The organism is Segeticoccus sp. (assembly GCF_035708005.1).
The window spans coordinates 1-23,800 of the sequence record NZ_DASSTI010000142.1 but is presented as its reverse complement, the minus strand read 5'-3'; the positions used below and the strand labels follow the sequence as shown (position 1 = coordinate 23,800).

The 23,800-nt window shown below is 71.8% G+C and carries 20 protein-coding genes; 10 read left to right on the top strand and 10 right to left on the bottom strand.

The window, feature by feature from the left end; translation table 11 throughout:
- Positions 1 to 15 precede the first annotated feature (15 nt).
- The 6 genes from VFL99_RS13860 to VFL99_RS13835 all read right to left on the bottom strand — a co-directional run bounded on the left by VFL99_RS13860 (position 16) and on the right by VFL99_RS13835 (position 7,814).
- Positions 16 to 831: a glycerophosphodiester phosphodiesterase family protein gene (locus VFL99_RS13860; RefSeq protein WP_325106959.1), complete on the bottom strand. Its 816-nt coding sequence runs from the start codon at positions 829 to 831 to the stop codon at positions 16 to 18.
- A 23-nt stretch (positions 832 to 854) separates the two neighbouring features.
- Positions 855 to 2,384 (bottom strand): helix-turn-helix domain-containing protein, encoded by a 1,530-nt coding sequence (locus tag VFL99_RS13855; protein ID WP_325106958.1) that lies wholly within the window; start codon positions 2,382 to 2,384, stop codon positions 855 to 857.
- Between the two features lie 111 nt (positions 2,385 to 2,495).
- Positions 2,496 to 4,649, bottom strand: coding sequence for a 3-hydroxyacyl-CoA dehydrogenase NAD-binding domain-containing protein (locus VFL99_RS13850; protein ID WP_325106957.1), 2,154 nt, complete (start codon positions 4,647 to 4,649; stop codon positions 2,496 to 2,498).
- Positions 4,649 to 5,896 (bottom strand): thiolase family protein, encoded by a 1,248-nt coding sequence (locus VFL99_RS13845; RefSeq protein WP_325106956.1) that lies wholly within the window; start codon positions 5,894 to 5,896, stop codon positions 4,649 to 4,651. Before VFL99_RS13845 ends, VFL99_RS13850 begins: the two co-directional genes overlap by 1 nt.
- 95 nt (positions 5,897 to 5,991) lie before the next feature.
- The gene (locus tag VFL99_RS13840) at positions 5,992 to 7,227 is read right to left on the bottom strand and encodes a ribonuclease D (protein WP_325106955.1); all 1,236 of its coding nucleotides are present in this window, start codon (positions 7,225 to 7,227) and stop codon (positions 5,992 to 5,994) included.
- Complete coding sequence (locus tag VFL99_RS13835) at positions 7,224 to 7,814, bottom strand: DUF3000 domain-containing protein (protein ID WP_325106954.1); 591 nt, start codon at positions 7,812 to 7,814, stop codon at positions 7,224 to 7,226. Before VFL99_RS13835 ends, VFL99_RS13840 begins: the two co-directional genes overlap by 4 nt.
- 84 nt (positions 7,815 to 7,898) lie before the next feature.
- Between VFL99_RS13835 and hemE the strand changes: the two genes are divergently transcribed.
- Positions 7,899 to 8,945, top strand: coding sequence for a uroporphyrinogen decarboxylase (gene hemE / locus VFL99_RS13830; protein WP_325106953.1), 1,047 nt, complete (start codon positions 7,899 to 7,901; stop codon positions 8,943 to 8,945).
- A 12-nt stretch (positions 8,946 to 8,957) separates the two neighbouring features.
- Here hemE and VFL99_RS13825 read toward each other — a convergent pair whose 3' ends face one another.
- Together VFL99_RS13825 and VFL99_RS13820 are read right to left on the bottom strand one after the other, a co-directional pair.
- Positions 8,958 to 9,359, bottom strand: a complete 402-nt coding sequence (locus tag VFL99_RS13825; protein WP_325106952.1) for a hypothetical protein — start codon at positions 9,357 to 9,359, stop codon at positions 8,958 to 8,960.
- Positions 9,360 to 9,491: 132 nt separating this feature from the next.
- Positions 9,492 to 10,442, bottom strand: coding sequence for a sugar-binding transcriptional regulator (locus tag VFL99_RS13820; protein ID WP_325106951.1), 951 nt, complete (start codon positions 10,440 to 10,442; stop codon positions 9,492 to 9,494).
- Positions 10,443 to 10,608: 166 nt separating this feature from the next.
- Between VFL99_RS13820 and VFL99_RS13815 the strand changes: the two genes are divergently transcribed.
- Genes VFL99_RS13815 through xylB form a run of 6 tightly spaced genes read left to right on the top strand, consistent with a single transcriptional unit; the run spans position 10,609 to position 17,865 of the window.
- Positions 10,609 to 11,982: an ABC transporter substrate-binding protein gene (locus VFL99_RS13815; protein WP_325106950.1), complete on the top strand. Its 1,374-nt coding sequence runs from the start codon at positions 10,609 to 10,611 to the stop codon at positions 11,980 to 11,982.
- Between the two features lie 60 nt (positions 11,983 to 12,042).
- A complete protein-coding gene (locus tag VFL99_RS13810) occupies positions 12,043 to 12,990 on the top strand; it encodes a carbohydrate ABC transporter permease (protein ID WP_325106949.1) in 948 nt (315 codons plus the stop codon).
- Between the two features lies 1 nt (position 12,991).
- A complete protein-coding gene (locus tag VFL99_RS13805; RefSeq protein WP_414713760.1) occupies positions 12,992 to 13,873 on the top strand; it encodes a carbohydrate ABC transporter permease in 882 nt (293 codons plus the stop codon).
- A gap of 33 nt (positions 13,874 to 13,906) precedes the next feature.
- The gene (locus tag VFL99_RS13800; RefSeq protein WP_325106948.1) at positions 13,907 to 15,379 is read left to right on the top strand and encodes a mannitol dehydrogenase family protein; all 1,473 of its coding nucleotides are present in this window, start codon (positions 13,907 to 13,909) and stop codon (positions 15,377 to 15,379) included.
- A gap of 38 nt (positions 15,380 to 15,417) precedes the next feature.
- Positions 15,418 to 16,413 (top strand): zinc-dependent alcohol dehydrogenase family protein, encoded by a 996-nt coding sequence (locus tag VFL99_RS13795; RefSeq protein ID WP_325106947.1) that lies wholly within the window; start codon positions 15,418 to 15,420, stop codon positions 16,411 to 16,413.
- 21 nt (positions 16,414 to 16,434) lie between these two features.
- Positions 16,435 to 17,865 (top strand): xylulokinase, encoded by a 1,431-nt coding sequence (gene xylB, locus VFL99_RS13790; protein ID WP_325106946.1) that lies wholly within the window; start codon positions 16,435 to 16,437, stop codon positions 17,863 to 17,865.
- 252 nt (positions 17,866 to 18,117) lie between these two features.
- Here xylB and VFL99_RS13785 read toward each other — a convergent pair whose 3' ends face one another.
- A complete protein-coding gene (locus VFL99_RS13785) occupies positions 18,118 to 19,131 on the bottom strand; it encodes a DUF4349 domain-containing protein (protein WP_325106945.1) in 1,014 nt (337 codons plus the stop codon).
- 130 nt (positions 19,132 to 19,261) lie between these two features.
- On the opposite strand from VFL99_RS13785, the gene hemG reads away from it, so the two are divergent.
- The 3 genes from hemG to VFL99_RS13770 are packed head-to-tail and all read left to right on the top strand — an operon-like array spanning position 19,262 to position 23,000.
- A complete protein-coding gene (gene hemG / locus VFL99_RS13780) occupies positions 19,262 to 20,743 on the top strand; it encodes a protoporphyrinogen oxidase (protein ID WP_325106944.1) in 1,482 nt (493 codons plus the stop codon).
- A gap of 4 nt (positions 20,744 to 20,747) precedes the next feature.
- Positions 20,748 to 21,449, top strand: coding sequence for a hydrogen peroxide-dependent heme synthase (gene hemQ / locus VFL99_RS13775; protein WP_325106943.1), 702 nt, complete (start codon positions 20,748 to 20,750; stop codon positions 21,447 to 21,449).
- Positions 21,450 to 23,000 (top strand): MFS transporter, encoded by a 1,551-nt coding sequence (locus VFL99_RS13770; protein WP_325106942.1) that lies wholly within the window; start codon positions 21,450 to 21,452, stop codon positions 22,998 to 23,000. It abuts the gene before it with no gap.
- A 69-nt stretch (positions 23,001 to 23,069) separates the two neighbouring features.
- Here the strand turns inward: VFL99_RS13770 and msrB are convergent, their stop codons facing one another.
- On the bottom strand, positions 23,070 to 23,489 hold the full coding sequence (msrB, locus tag VFL99_RS13765) for a peptide-methionine (R)-S-oxide reductase MsrB (protein ID WP_325106941.1): 420 nt from the start codon (positions 23,487 to 23,489) through the stop codon (positions 23,070 to 23,072).
- Positions 23,490 to 23,800 lie beyond the last annotated feature (311 nt).

Genomic DNA, 23,800 nt, shown 5'->3' with positions numbered 1-23,800 from the left:
GGCGGGTAGGACGGTTCAGGGCCACTGGCCGCGGCGCTGCAGGACATCCTTGAGCACGTCGGCGCGGTCGGTGATGATCCCGTCCACACCGAGGTCGAGCAGCCGTTCCATCGTGGGTGCGTCGTTGATGGTCCACGCATGCACCTGCGCGCCCGCCAGGTGGGCGGCGGCCACCGTGGCGGCGGTCAGCAGGGGAAGCCGCCGGTAGCTCGGCGGCACCTGGACGCAGTCCACACCGCGCAGCGCGGCGTCCACCAGCGCGCCCAGGCGGGTGGCGGTGGCGGCCCGGAACCGGGCGGTGCGCCAATAGCCGGTCGAGGTGGCCACGGGTGCGGACAGGCGACGCAGCACCTCCCGACGGCGGCGGTCGGAGAACGACGCGAGGCACACGCGCGCGTGGGACGCCGTGCGCTCGATCACGTCGGCGAGCGGGGCCACGGCGGCGGCCGCCTTGATGTCGATGTTCACCCGCAGGTGCGGCCACGCGCCGAGCAGCTGCTCGAGGGTCGGGATGGGTTCCCTCCCGCCGATCCGTGCGTGCTGCAGCTGTCGCCAGGTCAGCCGGGCGACGACGCCGTGCGCGGACCTGTCGGCACCCTCGGGACGGGCGGGCAGGGCGGCGATGCGTTGCAGCGTCGGGTCGTGGAAGGCGACGACAACGCCGTCGGCGGTGGCGTGCACGTCGGTCTCGACGTAGGCGTAGCCGAGGTCGACGGCCGCCGCGAAGGCGGCCATCGAGTTCTCCAGGCCATCGAGTGAGAAGCCGCGGTGGGCCATCGCCAGGGGCGTCGGGTGGTTGAAGAACGGGTGGGACGGGCGCACCTGCGGCACCGGCGTGCTCCTCGGGCCGTGGCTCAGATGTCGCGGAAGGTCTGGATGTTGGCGCCCAGGGCGTTGAGGCGGGCGCCGAGGTCCTCGTAGCCACGGTTGATGACGTAGACGTTGCGCAGCACGGAGGTGCCGGGCGCGGCGAGCATGGCGAGGAGAATCACCACACCCGGTCGCAGTGCGGGCGGGCACATCACCTCGGCGGCACGCCAGCGGGTGGGCCCTTCGATCATCACGCGGTGGGGGTCCATCAGCTGCACCTTGCAGCCCACCTTGGTGAGCTCGGTGAGGTAGATCGCGCGGTTCTCGTAGACCCAGTCGTGGATCATCGTGCTGCCCTGCGCGCAGGCCCCGATGATCGCGAAGAACGGCAGGTTGTCGATGTTCAGCCCGGGGAACGGCATCGGGTGGATCTTGTCCGTCGGGGCGATGAGCGGCCCCGGCTGCGTGCGCAGGTCGACCAGACGGGTGTGCCCGTTGGCCGAGGCGTACTCCTCGCTGAGCTCGTAGCGCATGCCCATGCCCTCGAGCACCGCCAGCTCGATCTCGAGGAACTCGATCGGCACTCGGCGGATGGTGATCTCCGAGCCGGTGACGACGCCGGCGGCGAGCAGGCTCATCGCCTCGATCGGGTCCTCCGAGGGGGAGTACTCGAGGTCGACGTCGATGTCGCGCAGGCCGTGCACGGTCAGGGTCGTGGACCCGATGCCGTCGATCTTGACGCCGAGCTCCTCGAGGAAGAAGCACAGGTCCTGCACCATGTAGTTGGGACTGGCGTTGCGGATGACGGTGATGCCGTCGTGCCGCGCGGCGGCGAGCAGGACGTTCTCGGTGACCGTGTCGCCGCGCTCGGTGAGGATGATCGGGCGGCCGGGGGTGATCGTGGTGTTGACGGTCGCCTCGTAGAAGCCGCCGGTGGCCGTGACGTCGAGGCCGAAGTGGCGCAGCGCCGACCAGTGCGGCTCCACGGTCCGCGAGCCGAGGTCGCAGCCGCCGGCGTAGGGCAGCCGGAACCGGTCGACCGAGTGCAGCAGCGGGCCGAGGAACATGATGACCGTCCTCGTGCGGCGTGCGGCCGCGACATCCATCGCCTCGAGGTCGAGCTGGGCAGGCGGGATGACCTCGAGGTCGTTGCTGTCGGGCAGCCAGCGGGTGCGCACGCCGATGCTGTTCAGCACCTCGAGGATCCGGTTGACCTCCTCGATGCGGGCCAGGTTGCGCAAGGTGGTCCGCCCTCGGTTGAGCAGGGAGGCGCACAGCAGGGCGACCGCGGCGTTCTTGCTGGTCCGCACGTCGATCGCGCCGGAGAGCTTGACTCCGCCCTGGATGCGCAGGTTCTGCGGGACCGAGGTGCCCAGCGAGACGAACTCGGAGTCGAGGCTCTCGCCGATGCGTGCGAGCATCTCAAGGCTGAGATTCTGCTTGCCCTGCTCGATGCGGGCGACGGCGCTCTGGCTGGTGCCCAAGGACTCCGCCAACTCGCTTTGGGTCCACCGCTTGTGCCGTCTGGCGTCGCGAATCAGCGTCCCGATGCGTGCGAGGTAGTCCTCAGTCATGTCGACCAATCTAGATCACATGTGAGATATCGCCCGGGATGTGACGTCGGCGAGTCTCCACGCGCCTCCTCTGCTGGGACGCCGGAACAGCCCGGCCGGTTGGACGTGTCCTCAACCTGCGGCTGCGGGCGGCACGGAGGCGACGCCACCAGGCAGGAACCGCGATCCGGTCACTCGCTCCGCCACCCCGATCCGGTCCAGCAACGGCGTCAGGCCGCCGTTCCAGAACGAGAACCCGGCGCCGGTGAGCATCGCGAGGTCGAGCTCGCGGGCGCTCGCCACCACGCCCTCGTCGAGCATGAGCCGTGCCTCCTCGGCGAGCGCCTCGAGCACCTGGTCGCGCACCTGCGGCTCGTGGAGCACCACCGGGGGCACCGGTTCCGGCAGCAGTTCGACGACCTCCGGGTCCAGCCGGGGACGACCCGCCTCCTGGGTGTAGTACCGACGCTTGCCGGCCGCCACCACCCGACGCAGGCTCTCGGGCACGGGGAACCGCTCCGGGAAGGCCTCGTGCAGCGTCTCGGTGTTGTGCAGCGCGATGGTGGGGCCGACCAGGCCGATGAGCACGAACGGTGGCATCGGGGCCAGCCCCGCGAAGGCCCGGTCGGCGACCTCGAGCGGCGTCCCCTCGTCGACGATCCGCCCGACCTCGGCCATGAACCGGCCGAGCAACCGGTTCACCACGAAGCTGGGGGAGTCCTTCACCAGGACGCAGCTCTTGCGCAAGGCCTTCCCGGCTGCGAACCCGGTGGCCAGCGTTGCGTCGTCGGTGCGGTCACCGCGGATCACCTCCAGCAACGGCATCACGGCGACCGGGTTGAAGAAGTGCAACCCCACCACCCGCTCGGGGTGCCGCAGGCCTGCAGCCATGGCGCTCACCGACAGCGAGGAGGTGTTCGTGGCCAGCACGCAGTCGGGGGAGACGACCTGCTCCACCTCGGCGAAGACCTGCTGCTTGACGGAGAGCTCCTCGAAGACCGCCTCGATGACCAGGTCGGCATCGGCAAAGCTCTCCGTGCTCGTCGATCCGCTGACCAGGGCTCGCAGGCGGTTGCCCCCGTCGCCACCGAGCCGACCCTTCTCGACCAGCTTGTCGATCTCGGCGTGCACCCAGGCCACTCCCTGGTCCACCCGCTGCTGGTCCAGGTCGGTGAGCACGACCGGCACCTTGAGCCGTCGGACGAAGAGCAGCGCGAGCTGGCTCGCCATCAGTCCCGCCCCGACGACACCGACCTTGGTGACCGGCCGGGCCCGGCTCCGGTCCGGCGCGCCGGCGGGCCGTTTGGCGTGTCGTTGCACCAGGTCGAAGGCGTAGAGCCCTGCCCGCAGCTCGTCGCTCATGAGCAGGTCGGCCAGCGCCTCCTCCTCGGCGGCAAAGCCCTCCTCGCGGCTCGCGGTGCGGGCTGCGCGCACGAGCTCCAGCGCGCGGTACGGCGCCGGAGCGGCTCCTCCGGTCTTCTCGTCCACCAGCTGCTTGGCCGCGGAAACGGCTGCCTCCCATGCGGATTCGTCGTGGCTGGCCGGGGCCCGTTCGACGGTCACCTCGCCCGAGATGACACCGGCTGCCCAGCGCAGGGAGTCCTCGAGGAAGGCCGCGGGCTCGAAGAGGGCATCGGCCATCCCGAGCCCGAACGCCTGCGGACCGGTGAGCATGCGGTTGTTGCTGAGCGGCCCCTCCAGGATGACCTTGAGCGCCAGCTCCGGGCCGACGAGGCGGGGCAGCAGCGTGCAGCCACCCCAGCCGGGCACGAGGCCGAGGAAGCACTCGGGGAGGGCGAGCGCCGGCACGCCCGAGGACAGCGTGCGGTAGTCGCAGTGCAGGCCGATCTCGACTCCGCCGCCCAGTGCCACGCCGTTGGTGAACGCGAAGGTGGGGACCGGCATACCGTGCAGTCGGCCCAGCACCTGGTGGCCGAGGCGACCGATCACGAGTGCATGGTCCCGCTCGGTGATGGTGGCGACCCCCTTCAGGTCCGCGCCGACCGCGAAGACGAACGGCTTGCCGGTCACGCCGATGCCGACGATCTCGCCGGCCTCGGCGCGGGTGCGCAGCCGGTCCAGCACCAGGCCGAGCTCGGTCAGCGAGGCGGGGCCGAGGGTGCTGGGTCTGGTGTGGTCCTCGCCGTTGTCCAGCGTGAGCAGGGCGAACCGCCCGGCGCCACCGGGCAGGTCCACGTCCTGGACGTGGCTGTGCGTGACCCGTTCGTCGGGGAAGGCGGCGTGGAGCTCGGCGGCCGACGGGGCCGCGTTCGACGCGGTGCTCATCAGGACTCCTTCGGCGAGCGGGCGGACGTGGCGGGGCTCGTGGCGGCTGGGCCTCCCAGGGCGTGGGGGTTCTCCCAGACCACCGCCCCGCCCATGCCGATCCCGACGCACATGGCGGTGAGGCCGTAGCGGACCTCGGGGTGCTCCTCGAACTGCCGGGCGAGCTGGGTCATCAGCCGGACGCCGGAGGAGGCGAGCGGGTGCCCGACGGCGATCGCCCCGCCGTAGGCGTTGACCCGCTCGTCGTCGTCGGGGAGGCCGAAGTGGTCGAGGAACGCGAGCACCTGGACGGCGAACGCCTCGTGGAGCTCGAAGAGGCCGATGTCTGCGATCGACAGGCCGGTCCGCCGCAGCACCTTCTCGGTGGCGGGGATCGGCCCGACGCCCATGACCTCCGGGTCGACCCCGGCGAAGGCGTAGCCGACCAGGCGCATCCGCGCCGGCAGACCCAGCTCGCGGGCGGTGTCCTCGGCGGCGAGCAGGCAGGCCGTGGCGCCGTCGTTGAGCCCTGCGCTGTTGCCGGCGGTGACCCGGCCGTGGGGCCGGAACGGGGTCCGCAGCCCGGCGAGGTCCTCCAGCGTGGTGTCGGGACGGGGTGGCTCGTCGACCGTGGCGAGTCCCCAGCCCCGTTCGGCGTGCCACGTGGCGACCGGCACCAGCTCGGGCCCCACCTGGCCGCTCTCCTGGGCGCGCCGCAGCTTGCGCTGGCTGGCGAGGGCGAACCGGTCGGCGCGCTCGCGGCTGAGGTGCGGAAAGCGGTCGTGCAGGTTCTCGGCGGTCTCGCCCATGACGAGGGCGGAGGGGTCGACGAGCTTCTCGGCGAGGATCCGCGGGTTGGGGTCGACGCCCTCGCCCATCGGGTGGCGGCCCATGTGCTCCACGCCGCCGGCGACGGTGACGTCGCACGCGCCGACGGCGATCTCGGAGGCGGTCGTCGTCACGGCCGTCATCGCGCCGGCGCACATCCGGTCGATGGAGAAGCCCGGTGTGGTCCGGGGCAGCCCGGCGAGCAGGGCCGCGACCCGGCCCAGGGTCAGGCCCTGGTCGCCGATCTGCGTCGTGGCGGCCAGGGCCACCTCGTCGACCCGCTCGGGTGGCAGCTCGGGGTGCCGACGGAGCAGTTCACGGATGCAGGCGATGACGAGGTCGTCGGCGCGGGTCTGGGCGTACATGCCCTTCTCCCCTGCTCGTCCGAACGGCGTGCGGACGCCGTCGACGAAGACGACCTCACGGAGTGTGCGGGGCACGATGCGGCCTCCCGGCGACGTCAGTGAGGTGGGACGCGGCCGATGCTACTCGCGAGTAACTTCAACCGGCGAGAGTGCCCGACGTGAGCCCGCCCTCACTCGCCCGGGTGCCGGGCCACGGCGTGGGCCAGGAGCGGCGCGGTGATCTCAACCTGCCAGCCGCGGGCGCCCTGCTCGGTCAGTGCGGCGGCGAAGCCGCCCACCGAGGTGTCGGCCGGCGGGCTCCACAGCACCCGGCGCAGCAGGTCGGGGGTGAGCAGGTTCTCGACCGGCACGCCGTTCTCCTCGGAGAAGGCCTTGAGCGTCTCGCGGGTCTCGTTCAGCCGGGCGGCGGCGACGGGGTCCCGGTCGGCCCACACGCGCGCCGGCGGAGGGCCGTCGTTGCGCACGGTGAGCGCGGGCAGGTCCTGCTCGGAAAGGGCGCGCCCGCGCCGGAGCGCGGCGAACCACTGGCGTTGATAGCGCCGAGCGCCCCGGGCCCGGATGTCGCCCAGCTCGGCGCCGCTGTGTGGCTCGCGCAGTGCGAGCTCGATGAGCGCGGAGTCCGGGAGCACACGGCCCGGGGAGACATCACGGGTGCGCGCGATCTCGTCCCGGGTCTGCCACAGCTCTCGCACGAGGGCGGCCTGCCGCCGGCTGCGGACCTTGTGCATGCCGGAGGTGCGGCGCCACGGCTCGCTGCGGGGCGGGGGACCGGTGAACGAGGTGAGGGCCGCGAACTCCTGCTCGGCCCAGCCGAGCTTGCCCTGCCGGCGCAGGTCCTCCTTGAGCCGGTCGCGGGCCTCGACGAGGAGCTCGACGTCGAGCGCGGCGTAGCGCAGCCATGGTTCGGGAAGCGGCCGGCTGGACCAGTCGACCGCCGAGTGCTCCTTGGCGAGGGTGACCCCGAGGTAGTGCTCGACGACGGCGGCGAGCCCGACCCGGGGCAGGCCCGCGAGCCGCCCGCCGAGCTCGGTGTCGAAGAGGTGGCGCGGCCGCAGGCCGAGCTCCGCGAGGCAGGGCAGGTCCTGCGTGGCGGCGTGGAGCACCCACTCCGCATCGCCGATCGCCACCTCCAGGGTGGTGAGGTCGGGGCAGGCGATGGGGTCGATCAGCCAGGTGCCGGCGCCCTCGCGGCGCAGCTGGACCAGGTAGGCCCGCTGGCCGTAGCGGTAGCCGGAGGCGCGCTCGGCGTCGATGGCCACCGGCCCGCGGCCACTGCGCACCGCCTCGGCCGCCTTGGCGAGAAGCTCGGCGTCAGCGACCACGTCAGGCACGCCGTCCGCCGGTTCGTCGACGACCGGCACCGGCACGTCCTCGAGGGACTCGTCGGTGTGGTCCTCAGCGGTCATCGGCGCTGCGCCGGCAGGGCGACGACACCGTCCGGCAGGGGCGGCAATCCGGAGATGGTGCACAGCACGTCCGCCCACGCCTCCAGGTGGTCGGCGAGCCGGCCGTCCGTGGGGGTCCAGGAGGCGCGCACCTCCATCTCGACGGTCGGCGGCCGGTCACCGAGTGAGGCGAAACCTTCGGAAAGCACACGGGTCACCGTGCCACCTTCGGCCGCGTATCCCAAGCCGTGGGCGTCGAGGGCGTCGAGGAGCCACGACCAGCCGACCGCCCCCAGCATCGGGTCGGCGCCCATCTCGGGCTCGAGCTCGGCTCGGGCGAAGGTCACTGCGCGCCAGGCCCCACCCCACGGCTCGGGCTCGGCCGGGTCGTGCAGCAGCACGAACCGGCCCGTGCCCAGGTCGTCCTCGTCGTCGTGGCCCGCCAGCGGCCGCACGTCGGCGCTGAGGGCGACCGCATGCGGCGCGATCCGGGTCGGGGCCGGCATCTCGGTGAGGCGCACCTCAGGGCGCACCCGGGCGGCACGTAGGTCGTGCAGTGCGCGGGTGAAGTCTGCAGAGCTCTCCCCGGGGAGGCTTCGGGTGCCCACGAGACGAGGGTATGTCGGGAAGGTGCCCTTGCGTGGCAGGCCACGCCGGATCGGGGTGGTCCTGATCGTGCGAGGATCGGCCGCATGACCGCCGCTCCCTCCGCCTCGTCCAGCCTGCTCCTCCGTGCCGCCCGCGGGGAGCAGGTGGAGCAGACCCCGGTGTGGTTCATGCGGCAGGCCGGCCGCTCGCTGCCGGAGTACCGTGCGCTCCGCGAGGGCGTGCCGATGCTCGAGGCCTGTCGCCGGCCGGAGCTGGTCGCCGAGATCACCATGCAGCCGGTGCGACGGCACGGGGTGGACGCCGCCATCTTCTTCAGCGACATCGTGGTGCCGGTGGCAGCCGTGGGGGTCGACATCGACCTGGTCGCCGGGATCGGCCCGGTCGTCGCCGATCCCTTCCGCACCCGCGCCGACCTGGACCGGCTGCCCGAGCTGACCCCGGACGACGTCCCGGACATCACCGAGTCGGTGCACCTGCTGGTGCGTGAGCTCGGGCCCACGCCCCTCATCGGCTTCGCCGGCGGGCCGTTCACACTGGCGTCCTACCTGGTCGAGGGCGGCCCCTCCCGGCACCACGCCCGCACCAAGGCGCTCATGCACGGCGACCCGGCGCTGTGGCACGACCTGTGCCACCGGCTCGCCCAGCTCGCGGGCACCTTCCTGAAGGTGCAGGTGGAAGCCGGCGCATCGGCCGTCCAGCTCTTCGACTCCTGGGCGGGGGCACTGTCCCGGGCGGACTACGAGCGGTTCGTGCTGCCGCACTCGCGGGCCGCGCTCGCGGCGGTGGAGCCGCTCGGCGTGCCGCGCATCCACTTCGGCGTGGGCACCGGCGAGCTGCTTGACCTCATGGGCAGCGCCGGCACCGAGGTGGTGGGGGTGGACTACCGGGTGTCCCTCGCCGACGCGGTCGCGCGCACCGGTGGACAGTATGCCGTGCAGGGCAACCTTGATCCCGCTCTCCTGTTCGCGCCGTGGGAGCCGCTCGCGGAGCGGGTGCGCGAGATCGTCGCAGAGGGCCGCAAAGCCCCGGGGCACGTGTTCAACCTCGGCCACGGGGTGCTGCCCGAGACCGACCCCGACGTGATCACGCGGGTCGTGGAGCTGGTCCACGAGGTCTCGGCCCGGACCTGACGCCGGGTCGGCTCAACGCCGGCACTTGGGGCCTGAGACCACCGTTGCCGTCAGTGGGTCGTGGTTGTGACCCTTGGCGTAGTGCAGTCCGCCGACCTCGACCGGCTTGGCCGGGGCGTCCTTCACGGTGAACTGCCCGTGGCTGAAGCGGTAGTACTTGTAGGTGTTGTTCGCGAAGGCGACGTAGCCCTTCTGGTCGTTGATCGAGCCGAGTGGCCCCACGTCGATCGTGTACTTGTAGGGAGCCTTCCCGGCCGGATCGCAGACGTGGACCGTGGTCCACCCGTGGCCCTGTCGGTGGGTCGGCGGTCCGCTCGCGGCTGACGCGGTCGCCACCGCGGTCAAGGGGACTGTCGCCGCCACCGCCACCACCGCGCTCGCCCAACGGATCGCGCGCCGTCTCGTCGGATTCATCGCTGTTCCTCCCGTCGGCACAGCTCGGTGCGTCTCACCAAGGGCTGTCGCCCAACAACGGCCCATCCATTGACGCACAGATGCCGGGGCGCCGCTGGGAAACGGGAAGATTCGCGGATGCCTCTGTCGTGCCTATCGATCCAGCAGGGCGCGCGCGAGGGAGCCGTGCGTCACGAGTCCGTTGACGAGCCCGCTCCCGATGGCTGCACGCACGGCGGGGGCCTTCTGCCGGCCGTAGGGAATCGCGATCACCTCGGGGATGGCGCGCATCGCGTCGTAGTCGATCGCGACGATGCGCTTGCTGATGGGGCCACGAACGGGCTTGTCCTTCGCCGAGACGAAGACACCGGAGACGTCGCCGATCACGCCCCGCTCCGCCAGGTGCGCGCGCTCCTCCTCCGTCATCGCGTCGAACAGGGTGGAGGCACCGGCCGACCAGTGGCCGATCCCGACGAACGCCTTGGTCACCGAAGGGAACTGGTCGAACGCCTTGACCACCTCACGCTGGCGTCGGAGGGTTCGGGCGCTCGTCGCGTCCGGCATGATCATCGGCGCATAGAAGACGTATGCCGGCCCGCGGGTGATGCGCGCGACGTCACGCACCAGGTCCACCGAGCTCTCGTCCATGTCGGGGCGGGAGAGGGCGCCGGTGAGCTGGACGACCGGCACGCGCGGGAGCGTGGTGAGCTGGCTGGTCATCGCGTGGACCGACCGCGCCCAGGCGAGGCCGAGGACGTCGCCGTCACCGACGATCTCACTGGCGAGCTCGGCGGCGGTCTGCCCGAGGCAGCGGCGCAGGGCCGACAGGTCCTCCTCCGCGGTGTCGACCACGAGGGCATGGGTGAGCCCGAAGCAGTTGCGCAGCCGGTCGGACAGGTCGACGTCGATGTCGCCGTGGGCGGCGATCTCGATGCGCACGACGCCCGAGGTGAGTGCGGTGTCCAGCAGGCGCGCGACCTTGAACCGGCTGATCCCGAACTCCTCGGCGATCTCGACCTTGGAGTGGCCGTCGAGGAAGTGTCGACGCGCGACCGACGCCATGAGGACGAGCTCGGCCGGTCCCCGCGCGGGCGCTGCGACCACGGCCACCTCCTCCGGACCAAGCGCTCATATGAGCGCTACGGTGCCCAATTGTTGCACACCTCTTGACACGTGTGGGCCGCGTCGGTTCACTGACTGGTGAGCAGAACGGTGCTCATATGAGCGTTCGTTTTCCCCCGACGACGTTGGCCGACCGAGGAGTGCATCGATGCAGCGACGGGCGCGGCGAGTGGTAGGCGCGGCAGTGGTGGTCACCGTCGCCGCGTCGTTGAGCGGCTGTGGTGGCTTCCGGGGCTGGGGCGGCGGCGCCGGCAGCGCGGGCGGCGGAAGCATCAACGTGCTCATGGTCAACAACCCGCAGATGGTGGATCTGCAGAAGCTGACCCCGAAGTACTTCACGGCGAAGACCGGCATCAAGGTGAACTTCACCGTGCTGCCGGAGAACGACGTGCGAGACAAGATCAGCCAGGAGTTCTCGAGCCAGGCGGGCATCTACGACGTGGCCACCCTGAGCAACTTCGAGGTCCCGATCTATGCGAAGGCGGGCTGGATCGCCTCGTTGGACCCGTACCTGAAGAAGGACAAGGCCTTCGACCAGAAGGACATCTTCCCGGCACTGCGCTCCGCGCTGAGCCACAACGGCCACGTCTACTCCGAGCCGTTCTACGGTGAGTCCTCCTTCCTCATGTACCGCAAGGACGTCCTGCAGGCCAAGGGCATCACGATGCCGGCGCACCCGACGTGGCCCCAGGTCGCCAAGATCGCCGCCGAGGTGGACCACGCCAAGCCGGGCATGGCGGGCATCTGCCTGCGCGGCCAGCCGGGGTGGGGGCAGATCTTCGCCCCGCTCACGACGGTGGTGAACACCTTCGGCGGCACCTGGTTCACCAAGGACTGGCACGCGAAGGTCGACACCGATGGCTTCAAGAAGGCGACGAACTTCTACGTGGACCTCGTCCGCAAGCACGGGGAACGCGGCGCGGCCCAGGCCGGCTTCACCGAGTGCCTCAACGACCTGATCCAGGGGCACGTGGCCATGTGGTACGACGCCACGTCCGCGGCCGGGTCCCTGGAGGCGAAGACGTCCCCGGTGCGCGGAAAGATCGGCTACGCACCGGCACCGGTGGTCAAGACGAAGAGCTCCGGGTGGCTCTACACGTGGGCCTGGGCGGTCCAGGAGGCCAGCACCCACAAGAGCAACGCCTGGAAGTTCATCTCGTGGGCCTCGAGCAAGGAGTACGAGCAGCTCGTCGGCAAGGAGATCGGGTGGTCCGCCGTTCCCGCCGGCAAACGCGAGTCGACGTACCACAACAAGAACTACCTCAAGGTCGCCGGCGCCTTCGCCGAGCCGACCCTGAAGGCGATGAAGAGCGCCAACCCGGATGACCCGGGCGTCCAGCCGAGACCGGTGCCGGGGATCCAGTTCGTCGACATCCCGGAGTTCCCGGCGCTCGGCACCCAGGTGTCGCAGTACGTCAGCTCCGCGATCGCCGGGCAGATGTCGGTCGACGAGGCGCTGAGCCGCGGACAGGCGGTGGCGGCGGACGTCGCCGAGGTGTACCGGTCACGGGAAGGGAAGTAGACCCATGAACCACCCCACGAAGTTCTCCGCTGCGCTCCGATACTTCGCGAGGATCCCGGCATGAGCGTCGCCGTCCCCAGCGCCTCCGAACGCCAGCGCGAGCGCAGGCGAAGTGGCGGGCAGGGCACCAAGCAGCGCGTGGGCCAGTGGGCGCGCCGCGCCCCGCTGATGCCCGCCCTCGTGTTCATGATCATCGTCACCCAGCTGCCCATGGTGGCCACGCTGGTGATCTCGTTCATGGACTGGAACGCCTACTACCCCGACCAACGCGGTTTCACCGGCATCGACAACTACCGGCGCGTGCTCAGCAACGTGAACACCGTGCAGGCGATCCTGGTGACGATCATCCTCACGGTCGCGGTCGTCCTGATCAGCCTCGTGCTGGGGCTGGTGATCGCGCTGCTGCTGGACCGCAAGTTCCGCGGACGCGGCGTCGTGCGGACCCTCATGATCGCGCCGTTCCTCATCGTGCCGGTGGCGGCGGCCCTGATCTGGAAGCACGCGCTCTACAACCCCGACTACGGGCTGTTCAACGGCGTGCTCACGTGGATCCTCGGGGACAACGCGCCGCAACCGGACTGGATCAGCAGCTTCCCGCTCGGGGCCATCATCGCCGCCCTGGTGTGGCAGTGGACGCCGTTCATGATGCTGATCATCCTCGCGGGCCTGCAGAGCAAGCCGCTCGACGTCCTGGAGGCCGCGCGCATCGACGGCGCCAGCCCGTGGCAGATCTTCACCCACATGACGCTGCCGCACCTGCGGCGCTACCTCGAGCTCAGCGTGCTGCTCGGCGCGGTCTACATCGTGCAGAACTTCGACCACGTCTTCACCATCACCTCCGGCGGCCTGGGCACCGCCAACCTGCCCTACGACATCTACCAGAACTTCTACGTGGCCCACGACTACGGTGTGGCCTCGGCCGAGGGTGTCGTCGTGGTGGTCGGGACCATCCTCATCGCCACGTTCGCGCTGCGGACCGTGTCGACCCTGCTCAAGGAGGAGAGCTGAGATGACGGCGATCGCCCCGCAGGGCACCTCGCAACGGCACGGCGTGCGGCACCACGGCCCGCCCGGGACTGCCGGCAAACGGAGCACGATGGCGCTCGGGGTCGTCGCCTGGGTGATCGGCATCATCTTCTTCATCCCGATCCTGTGGATGCTGCTGACCTCCTTCCACAGCGAGGAGAGCGCCGCCACCAACCCGCCGTCCGTCGCCGCGCCGTTGACCTTCCAGGGCTACGAGCAGTTCTTCAGCTCCAACCCGTGGCCGCCGATCCTGAACTCCGCCACCGCGAGCATCATCTCGACGATCCTGGTGCTCGTGATCTCCTTCCCCGCGGCCTACGCCCTGTCGATCCGGCCGGTGAAGCGGTGGAGCGACGTGATGTTCTTCTTCCTGTCGACCAAGATGCTGCCGGTGGTCGCCGGGCTGCTGCCGATCTACCTGTTCGCGCAGAAGATCGGGTTCCTCGACAACGTCTGGTTGCTGATCATCTTCTACACCTCCATGAACCTGCCGATCGCGGTGTGGATGCTGCGTTCCTTCCTGGCCGAGGTGCCCGTGGAGATGTTGGAGGCGGCGCAGATCGACGGCGCCGGGCTGCCACGGACCCTGGTGTCGGTCGTCGCGCCGGTGATCACCCCGGGCCTCGCGTCAGCGGCGCTGATCTGCTTCATCTTCAGCTGGAACGAGCTGCTGTTCGCCCGTGTCCTCACCGGCACCGTCGCCCAGACCGCTCCCGTCTACCTGACCGGCTTCGTCACCAGCCAGGGGCTGTTCCTCGCGAAGGTCTGTGCCGCCTCGCTGGTGATCTCGCTGCCCGTGCTGGCGGCCGGCTTCGCGGCGCAGGACAAGCTGGTGCAGGGTCTGTCGCTGGGCGCCATCAAGTAGCGCGGTCGAGACCACCACGAGGGAGGAGAAGTCGTGACCCGACTCACGCAACAGGCCTTGGGGACGTTGGGCGAGAGGGTGACGGTCCCGTCATACGACCGGTCCCAGGTGAGCACGGGCATCGTCCACTTCGGCGTCGGGGGTTTCCACCGGGCCCACCAGGCGATGTACCTCGACCGCCTGCTCGAGCGGGGCGAGGCGACCGACTGGGGCATCTGCGGGGTCGGCACCATGCCCGGCGACAAGCGGATGGCCGACGTGCTGCAGGCGCAGGACGGCCTCTACACGCTGGTGGTCAAGCACCCGGACGGCTCGATGGACGCGCGGGTGGTGGGGTCGATCACCGACTACCTGTTCGCCCCCGACGACCCGGAGGCCGTGCTCGCGGTCATGAGCGCGCCGACGACCCGGATCGTGTCCCTGACCATCACCGAGGGCGGCTACCACTTCCACCCCTCGACCGGAGAGTTCGACCCCTCGGACCCGGTGCTGCAGGCCGACCTGCAGCCGGGCGCCACGCCGCAGTCGGTGTTCGGCTTCATCACCGAGGCCCTCGCTCGTCGAAAGGCAGAGGGCACACCGGCATTCACCGTGATGTCGTGCGACAACATCCAGGGCAACGGCGAGGTGGCGCACACGATGGTCACCGCCTTCGCGCGGCTGAAGGACCCAGGGCTCGCCGACTGGGTCGAGGCGCAGGTCGCCTTCCCGAACTCGATGGTCGACCGGATCACGCCGGTGACCACCGAGGAGGACCGCAAGCGCGTGGCCGAGGAGTTCGGGGTCGAGGACGGCTGGCCGGTGGTGACCGAGCCGTTCACGCAGTGGGCGCTGGAGGACCACTTCCCCCAAGGGCGGCCGGCCTACGAGGACGTCGGCGTGCAGGTGGTCGCCGACGTCATGCCCTACGAGCTGATGAAGCTGCGGCTGCTCAACGCCAGCCACCAGGCGCTGTGCTACCTGGGCTACCTGTCCGGCTACCGCTACGCCCACGAGGTGTGCCAGGACCAGCTGTTCGTCGACTTCCTGCTCGGCTACATGCGCGAGGAGGGGCAGCCGACCCTGCGACCCGTGCCCGGAGTGGATCTCGACCGCTACGAGCACCAGCTGATCGAGCGGTTCGCCAACCCGGAGATCCGGGACACGTTGGCACGGCTGTGCGCCGAGAGCTCCGACCGGATCCCCAAGTGGCTGGTGCCGGTGATCCGCGAGGAACTGGCCGCCGGAGGACCGATCGAGCGCTCTGCCCTTGTCGTCGCCTCATGGGCGCGCTACGCCGAGGGCGTCGACGAGCAGGGACAGCCGATCGAGGTGGTCGACCGGCTCCGCGACCGGCTCATGGAGCGGGCACAGCGCCAACGGCAGGAGCCCCTGGCCTTCCTGCAGGACCGCTCCCTGTTCGGCGACCTCGTCGACGATCCGCGCTTCGTCGCCGCCTACACCAAGGCGCTCGACTCGCTGCACTCCGTCGGCGCCCGGGCGACGCTGGGGTCCTGGACCTCGTGAGGGCGGTTCGGCTCCCGGGCGACAGCACGGTCGAGCACGTGGAGGTCGACGTCCCGGAGCCGGGTCACGGGCAGGTCCTGCTGCGGGTGCGGGCGTCCTCGATCTGCGGCAGCGACATCCGCGCGATCTACCGAGAGCACCTCGGCTCCGGCCCCGAGGCCTACCAAGGAGTCATCGCCGGCCACGAACCCGCCGGCGAGGTGGTGGCCGTGGGTCCGGGCACACGCCGGTTGGCCGTCGGGGACCGGGTCGCGGTCTACCACATCGTCGGCTGCGGACTGTGCGACGAGTGCCGGCACGGTTACGAGATCGGCTGCACCGACCCCTCCCGAGCTGCCCACGGCTGGCAGCGCGACGGGGGACACGCGGAGTACCTCCTCGCCGAGGAGCGCAGCTGCCTGCTCCTGCCGGCGCCCCTGTCGTTCGTCGACGGTGCGCTCGTCTCGTGCGGCTTCGGGACGGCATACGAGGCGCTGCTCCGGCTCACGGTGTCGGGACGGGACCAGCTCCTCGTGACCGGGCTGGGGCCGGTCGGACTGGCCGCCGCGATGATGGGGCGGGCGATGGGCGCCGGGCCGGTGATCGGCACCGACGTCTCCGCCGAGCGGCGCCAGCTGGCGCTGGAGCTCGGCGTGGTCGACCACGCGCTCCCGGCCGACGAGCACGCCGTCGAGGCGGTGCGGGAGCTCACCGGGGGCCGCGGCTGCTCCACCACCATGGACGCCTCCGGCAGCGGGGCGGCGCGGGCCACCGCCCTGGCGGCCACCCGGACCTGGGGGCGGTGCGCGTTCGTCGGCGAGGGCGGGCGGTTGGAGATCGACGTCTCCCCGCTGCTGATCCACCCGCAGATCACCGTCCACGGCTCGTGGGTCACCTCCTTGGGGCACATGGCCACGCTGGTGGAGGACCTCGTGCGCTGGGGGCTGCGCCCCGAACGCATCGTCACCCACCGCTATCCGCTCGAGCAGGCCGACGAGGCGTATGCCGTCGCGGCCGCGGGTGCCACCGGCAAGGTCTGCATCGTCCCCGAGTGAGAGGCTGCGAGGATGCGGCCCATGGGTTCCGGCACAGCTCTGGTGGCAGGGGTGGACTCCTCGACGCAGTCCACCAAGGTTCTCGTCTGCGAGGCAGCGACCGGCACGGTGGTCCGCGAGGGGCGGGCGGCCCACCCCGAGGGCACCGAGGTCGACCCGGCGGCCTGGTGGTCAGCGCTGCAGGAGGCGACCGCGGGCGGGCTCCTGGACGGCGTGAGCGCCATCGCGATCGGCGGCCAGCAGCACGGGATGGTGACCCTCGACGAGGCGGGACGGGTCGTGCGGCCGGCGCTGCTGTGGAACGACACGCGGTCGGCCGGCGCGGCGCACGACCTCGTCACCGAGCTGGGCGGGGCGCAGGCGTGGGCCGACGCCGTCGGGTCGGTGCCCCTCGCGAGCTTCACCGTCAGCAAGGTCCGCTGGCTGGCCGAGCACGAGCCGGAGCACGCGGCCCGCGCGGCCTCGGTGGTGCTGCCGCACGACTGGATCACCGGCCGGCTGCTGTCCCGCGAGCCGGAGGTCGTCACCACGCTGGTCACGGACCGGGGTGACGCGTCGGGGACCGGCTACTGGTCGCCGGCGACGGGGGAGTACCGCCTCGACCTGCTCGAGCGCGCCTTCGGCCGCCGGATCGGGACCCCGTCCGTGCTCGCGCCCTGGGACGCGGCGGGGGAGACGCCCGACGGGCTGCTGGTCGGTCCGGGCACCGGCGACAACATGGGGGCCGCCCTCGGGCTCGGCATCCGCCCCGGCGACGTCGTGGTCTCCCTCGGCACGAGCGGCACGGCGTTCGCCGCACACGGGCGGCCGACTGCCGACGCCAGCGGCTTCGTCGCCGGGTTCGCCGATGCCACCGGGCAGTACCTGCCGCTGGTCTGCACCCTCAATGCCGCCCGCGTGCTCACCGCTGCGGCGCAGCTGCTCGACACCGACCTCGCCGGGCTCGAGCGGCTGGCCACCGCCGCCGAGCCGGGAGCGGGTGGGCTGGTGCTGCTGCCCTACCTCGACGGTGAGCGCACCCCGGACCTGCCGGAGGCGACCGGCACCCTGGGCGGGGTCACCCGCGCCAACGCGACCCCGGAGAACCTGGCCCGCGCCGCCGTCGAGGGCATGCTCTGTGGCCTCGCCGACGGGATCGACGCCCTCGTCGCGCAGGGGATCGCCGTCGAGCGGGTCCTGCTCATCGGCGGCGCCGCCCGGTCCTCGGTGGTCCAGCAAGCGGCGTCCGTGATCTTCGGCGTGCCGGTCGTCGTGCCCTCGCCGGCGGAGTACGTCGCCCTCGGCGCCGCCCGCCAGGCCGCCACGGTGCTGGCCCGGCGGGAGGGCGCCGACCTGCCCGACTGGGACGTGTTGCGCACCACCGAGCTCGAACCCGGCGAACAGGGCCCCGGCAAGCGGGTCCGCGACGCCTACCGGGCGCTGCGCCGGACGGTGCACCCCTCGACCAGCTGACCTGCCGGGCCACCCGACCCGCTCGACCGCCTGGTCGGCGCGGCGGGGCGGCCGCGCACGCCGCAATCTCAACTGGCAGTACTCCGCGACACGCCGCGCGACACGCCGGCGGAGCCATCCCGGGGCCGGGGACTGCCAGTCGAGATTGCGGTCGGGCCGTCACGGCTCATCGCTCACCCCGATCTCGAGATGAAGGACTTTGCCCGGGCGTCCGCTGTCAAGGCCCTTCGGGATGGGTCGGCCCGGTGTGGGTCAGCCTGTGGTGGCCGGTGTCGTCGGGTTCGCGGCGGTGCGGCGCCGGCGCCACCACCACGCCAGCGGGACCAGCACGACGGCACCAAGCCCGAGGAACGGCAGCGCGACGCCCAGCACGGTGACCACCACGGAGACGGCGGTGACGAAGCCGTGCCACCCGGTGACCAGGCCCTGCCCGAACCCGTTGGGGAAGGACGCCGGCACCGGCTTCGGCGTGGCGGTGGTGCTCAGCGACACCTCGACGGTGGAGCGGGCGACGTTGTCCTTCAGCGAGGCCAGTTGCGCCTCCAGCGACTCCAGGGTCGCCTCGCGCTCGCGCAGCTCGTTCTCGATCGTGACGATGTCCTTGATGCGGGTGGCCTTCTGCATCAGGGCTCGCACGCGCGCCACGCTCTCGCGCTGGGTGGCCAGCCGGCTCTGGGTGTCGACGTACTGGCTGGTGACGTCCTGGCTGGTGATCCACTGGTCGGTGACCGTGCCGACGTCGGCCAGCCGATGCAGGGTGTCGTCCAGGCGGTCGGCCGGCACCGACAGCGTCAGCTGTCCCTCGCCGCCGAACTCGTTGCCGTTGTTGCCGTCGCTGTTGCCCTCGCCCTCGAGCGGAACCGGCTGCTCACCGACGTCCCCGATCTGCTCGGACTGCACGTAGCCCTGCTCCCGGGCGGCGACCTGTCGCACCTGGCCCGCCGCCTTGCGGATCCGCTCCACGCGGATCGTCACGCCCGCGTCGCGGGTGATCTTGCGGTCCTGACCGGTGCCGGGCTGCGGCAGGTTCGCCGGGTTGCCGTGGCCCACCGCGGGCGCCGCGGACGACGCCGCGTGCCGGGCCTGCCCACCCGAGGCTTCGCCCGGACGCGACAGGCTCGCGCCCCCGGAGCTGTCCGCCGCAGCACTGCCGGCGCTGGAGCCGGACCCACCGCTCGAACAGCCGGTCAACACCAGCGCCGTCGCCGCGGCGCCTCCCACCAGCGCCAGCCCCAGCCGCGCCCTCCACCCAACGTTCCGTCCCATCGCCGCATCCCTTTCCCCGGTGGCCGCTGCCGCGCGCCCTGGTCACTTCCTCTGATGCAGCGGCAGCCCGATCGGCTCCAGCGCTCGGGTTGCGAATCGGTCACACACACCGGGTGAGAGGCTGAGGTCCGTGTCCGACCTGACGTCCGATCCCCGGCGCCCCCGCGTCGTCGTCCTCGGCGGCGGCATCAGCGGGCTGGCCGCGGCGTGGGAGCTCGTGCGCAGCGACCCGCGCCCGGACGTCCTCGTCGTCGAGGGCCGCGACCGACCCGGCGGCAAGCTGCGCTCGGCCGAGGTCGCCGGCGTGCGCGTCGACGTCGGCGCCGAGTCCATGCTCGCCCGGCGCCCCGAGGGGGTGCAGCTGGCCACCGAGGTCGGCCTCGCCGAGGAGCTGGTGCACCCTGAGCCGGTCGGTGCCGCCATCTGGTCCCGTGGTCGCCTGCACCCCATGCCCAAGGGCACGCTGATGGGCGTCCCCTCGGACCCGACCGCTGCGGCCGGGCTGCTGAGCCCGCGCGAGGTGCAGCGCGCCCAGGCCGACACCGCGCGGCCTCCGCTCACCGGGGACGTCTCCGTCGGCGACCTCGTGGAGGAGCACCTCGGCGCCGCGGTCGTCGACCGCTTGGTCGAGCCCCTCCTCGGCGGTGTGTATGCCGGGCACGCCCGTGCGCTGTCCGTGCAGGCGTCCGTCCCCGCCCTGTGGGACGCGGCCAGCCGTGGGGAGAGCCTGACGGCCGCGGCGGCCCGGGCGGCCCAGCGGGCGGAAGCCGCCCGCCGCGAGACGGGGAACGCACTGCCGCCGGTGTTCGCGGGACTGCCCGGCGGCCTCGGCCGGTTCGCCGAACGGCTCACCGAGCAGCTGGCCGCCCGCGGGGTCCAGTTCGAGACCGACACGCTCGTGCGCCGCCTCGAGCGCACAGCTACCGGTTGGCGTCTGGTCGCGGGCCCCGTCCCGACGCCGCGCGCGATCGACGCCGACGCGATCGTCCTGGCGCTGCCCGCCCGTCCGGCAGGCCGGCTGCTCGACGACGTGGTCCCGGCCGCGGCGGCCCGGCTCGACGAGATCGACTACGCCTCGATGGCGATCGTCACGCTGGCGCTGCCCCGCTCGGCGGTCGGGCACCTCCCGGCGCTGGCGGAGTCCTCGGGCTTCCTGGTCCCGCCGGTGGAGGGCCGGGTGGTGAAGGCCGCGACGTTCAGCGCCGCGAAGTGGGGGTGGGTGGCCAAGGCCGGCGCGGAGCAGGACGTGGTGCTGCTGCGGGCCTCGATCGGCCGGCAGGGCGAGACGGCGGACCTGCACCGCGGCGACCCCGAGCTCATCCGCGCCGCCGTGAACGACCTGGGCGCCGTGCTCGGCCGCCCGCTTCCCCGGCCGGTCGACGCCCTCGTCCAACGCTGGGGCGGGGCCCTGCCGCAGTACGCCGTCGGTCACCTGGACCGCGTCGCCCAGATCCGGGCCGCCGTGGCACCGGTGCCGGGGCTGGAACTGGCCGGCGCCGCCTACGACGGGGTCGGCATACCGGCCTGTATCGGCACCGGGCGGGCCGCTGCGCAGGCGACCCTGGCGGCCTTGACCCGATTCCGTGATCGAGGGGCGCCCGGCGCACAATGAGGGCATGAGCCCCAAGCCGACCGCCAGTCAGATCCGCGCGATCAACGACATGACCCGCTACACGATGTGGTCGGTCTTCAAGGTGACCGGTCCGCTGCCCGAGGACCGCAGCAAGGTGGTCGCCGAGGTCGAGGCGCTGTTCGGCGACCTGGCGGGCGAGGACGTCGTGATCCGGGGCGTCTACGATGTCGCGGGGCTGCGCGCGGACGCCGACTTCATGGTCTGGTGGCACGCCGAGCGGATCGAGCAGCTGCAGGACGCCTACCGCCGCCTGCTGCGCACCGAGTTCGGGCGGCTCGTCGAGCCGGTCTGGTCCGGCACCGCGCTGCACCGGCCGGCGGAGTTCAACAAGAGCCACCTCCCGTCCTTCCTCGCCGGCGAGGACCCCAAGGAGTTCATCGCGGTCTACCCGTTCGTGCGCTCCTACGACTGGTACCTGCTCGATGCCAAGGAGCGGCGCGCGCTGCTGGCCGAGCACGGGCAGATGGCGCGGGACTACCCGGACGTGCGCGCCAACACGATCGCCTCGTTCGCGCTCGGCGACTACGAGTGGGTGCTGGCGTTCGAGGCCGACGACCTCGGCCGGATCGTCGACCTGATGCGGCACCTGCGCGGCTCGGAGACCCGGCGCCACGTGCGCCTGGAGATCCCGTTCACGACCGGTCACCGCGTCCCGGTCGCCGACCTCCTCGCGTCCCTGCGGTAGATGACCGCCCGCCGGGCGGGGCGGCGCGAGTGGGCCGGGTTGGCGGTGCTGACCCTGCCGGTGCTCCTGCTGTCGATCGACTCCACGGTGCTCGGCTTCGCCGTGCCCGCGCTCAGTGAGGCGCTGCACCCCAGCTCGGCCCAACTGCTGTGGATCGTCGACATCTACTCCTTCGTCCTGGCCGGGCTGCTCGTCACGATGGGGACGCTGGCCGACCGGATCGGCCGGCGCCGGCTGCTCCTGCTCGGGTCCACGCTGTTCGGGCTGGTGTCGCTGGCCGCGGCCTACGCACCCAACGCCGAGACGCTGATCGCCACCCGCGCGCTGATGGGCGTGGCCGGCGCCACGCTGATGCCCTCGACGATGTCGTTGCTGCGCAACCTCTTCCATGACCCGACGCAGCGACGGGTGGCCATCGCCAGCTGGGGCGCGGCCTTCGCCGCCGGAGGTTCCCTCGGGCCGATCCTCGGCGGCGTGCTGCTCGAGCACTTCTGGTGGGGATCGGTGTTCCTCATCAACCTGCCCGTCATGGGGTTGCTGCTGGTCCTGGCGCCGACGCTGCTGCCGGAGTCGCGGCGGCGGGAGGCGGGTCGCTACGACCTGCCCAGCGCGGCCCTGTCACTGGCAGCCATCCTGCCGGCCACCTACGGCGTGAAGGAGATCGCCGAGCGCGGTCCCGAGGTGACGTCGGTGCTCGGGATCGTGGTGGGGGTGGCGATCGGGGGTCTGTTCCTCCGGCGCCAGCAGCGCATCACCGACCCGATGGTGGACCTGAGCCTCTTCGGCAAACGTGCGTTCACCGTGGCGCTCGCCAGCAACTTCCTCAGCGTCTTCGCCTTCGTGGGAGCGCTGTTCTTCCTGACCCAGTACCTCCAGCTCGTGCTCGGCCTGAGCCCGGTGCAGGCGGCGCTGCGGTTCCTGCCCGGGCTGGCGCTGTCGGTCGTCGGGTCGTTCACGGCGGTGGCCCTGGCCCGCCGGTTCCGGCTCGGCACGGTGGTCTGCGCCGGCCTGGTGCTGTCGGCTGCGGGCTACGCGATCGGGTGGCTGGTCACCGCGAGCTCCAGCAGCGGCTACGTCGTGGCGTTGTTCGCCCTCGTCGGCACCGGCGCCGGACTCGCCGAGACGCTCACCAACGACGCGGTGCTGACCATCGCGCCGATGGACCGAGCCGGGGCGGCCAGCGCCACGTCCGAGACGGCATACGAGCTCGGCGCGGCGCTCGGCACCGCGCTGCTCGGCAGCCTGCTCACGGCCGTCTACCGCACCCAGCTGGACACGGTCGCCGGCGTGCCGTCGGACGTGGTGGCCGAGGCCCGGCGCACGCTGGGGGAGGCCACGACCCTCGCCCAGTCGCTGCCCGCGCAGGCCGGCAGCGCGCTGCAGCAGGAAGCCGGCGAGGCGTTCACCTCGGGCGTGCACGCGGCCAGCCTGGTGGCGTCCCTCATCGTCCTGTATGCCGGGCTCCAGGCCGCCGTGAGCCTGCGTCACCTCGGCTCTGACTCACCCGGCTCGCCCGGCTCGGCTGCGCGCGAGGCCCGGTCTCGGGGATGATGCACGCCCCGGTCCGGCTCGGCTGCGCGCGAGGCCCGGTCTCGGGGATATGTCTGTGAGCGCCCGGCCTCAGGCCTTGGGCTCCAGGCGCAGGCTCACCGAGTTCACGCAGTAGCGCTGGTCCGTCGGGGTGTCGTAGCCCTCGCCCTCGAAGACGTGCCCGAGGTGCGAGCCGCAGTTCGCGCAACGCACCTCGACCCGGCGCATCCCGAGGGTGTTGTCCTCGAGGTACTCCACCCGATCCTCGGCCAGCGGGGCGTAGAAGGACGGCCACCCGCAGTGGCTCGGAAACTTCGTGTCGCTGCGGAACAGCTCGGCCCCGCACGCCCGGCAGGAGTAGACGCCTTCGGTCACCGTGTCGACGTACTCACCCACCCCGGGTCGCTCGGTCCCGGCCTGCCGGAGCACTTGGTACTCCTGCGGCGTCAGCCGCTCTCGCCACTGCTCGTCGGTCAGGGTCACCGGGTAGGTGCGCTCGCTCTGCTTCACGTTGACTCCTCCTCTGGCTCGCTCACTGGGTCAACAGCGAGCCGCCCACGATCGTTCCCGGGCGTACTGACCGCACACGGCCGGCCCGGGACTTCCCTGGGGTCCCGGGCCGGCCTCCTCTCACCGTGGTCTCGTCGGGCTCCGGGTCAGCCGCGTCCTCCGCGGATCGCCAGCCGCACGACCTGCGGGTCGTGGTCGGAGTCCTGGTCGTGGAACTCACTGTTGGTGTGCACCACGTCGTAGTCGTATGCCGGGTGCTTGGCTCCCGGGGGAGCCACCGTGAGTGCCGGGCTGAGCAGGATGTGGTCGAG

Coding starts and splice junctions, on each gene's coding strand:
- hemE (WP_325106953.1), top strand. CDS start 7,899: ATGACCGCCGCTCCCTCCGCCTCGTCCAGCCTGCTCCTCCGTGCCGCC.
- VFL99_RS13840 (WP_325106955.1), bottom strand. CDS start 7,227: ATGACCGCTGAGGACCACACCGACGAGTCCCTCGAGGACGTGCCGGTG.
- VFL99_RS13815 (WP_325106950.1), top strand. CDS start 10,609: ATGCAGCGACGGGCGCGGCGAGTGGTAGGCGCGGCAGTGGTGGTCACC.
- VFL99_RS13810 (WP_325106949.1), top strand. CDS start 12,043: ATGAGCGTCGCCGTCCCCAGCGCCTCCGAACGCCAGCGCGAGCGCAGG.
- VFL99_RS13770 (WP_325106942.1), top strand. CDS start 21,450: ATGACCGCCCGCCGGGCGGGGCGGCGCGAGTGGGCCGGGTTGGCGGTG.
- VFL99_RS13805 (WP_414713760.1), top strand. CDS start 12,992: ATGACGGCGATCGCCCCGCAGGGCACCTCGCAACGGCACGGCGTGCGG.
- VFL99_RS13825 (WP_325106952.1), bottom strand. CDS start 9,359: ATGAATCCGACGAGACGGCGCGCGATCCGTTGGGCGAGCGCGGTGGTG.
- VFL99_RS13850 (WP_325106957.1), bottom strand. CDS start 4,649: ATGAGCACCGCGTCGAACGCGGCCCCGTCGGCCGCCGAGCTCCACGCC.
- xylB (WP_325106946.1), top strand. CDS start 16,435: ATGGGTTCCGGCACAGCTCTGGTGGCAGGGGTGGACTCCTCGACGCAG.
- VFL99_RS13855 (WP_325106958.1), bottom strand. CDS start 2,384: ATGACTGAGGACTACCTCGCACGCATCGGGACGCTGATTCGCGACGCC.
- hemQ (WP_325106943.1), top strand. CDS start 20,748: ATGAGCCCCAAGCCGACCGCCAGTCAGATCCGCGCGATCAACGACATG.
- VFL99_RS13785 (WP_325106945.1), bottom strand. CDS start 19,131: ATGGGACGGAACGTTGGGTGGAGGGCGCGGCTGGGGCTGGCGCTGGTG.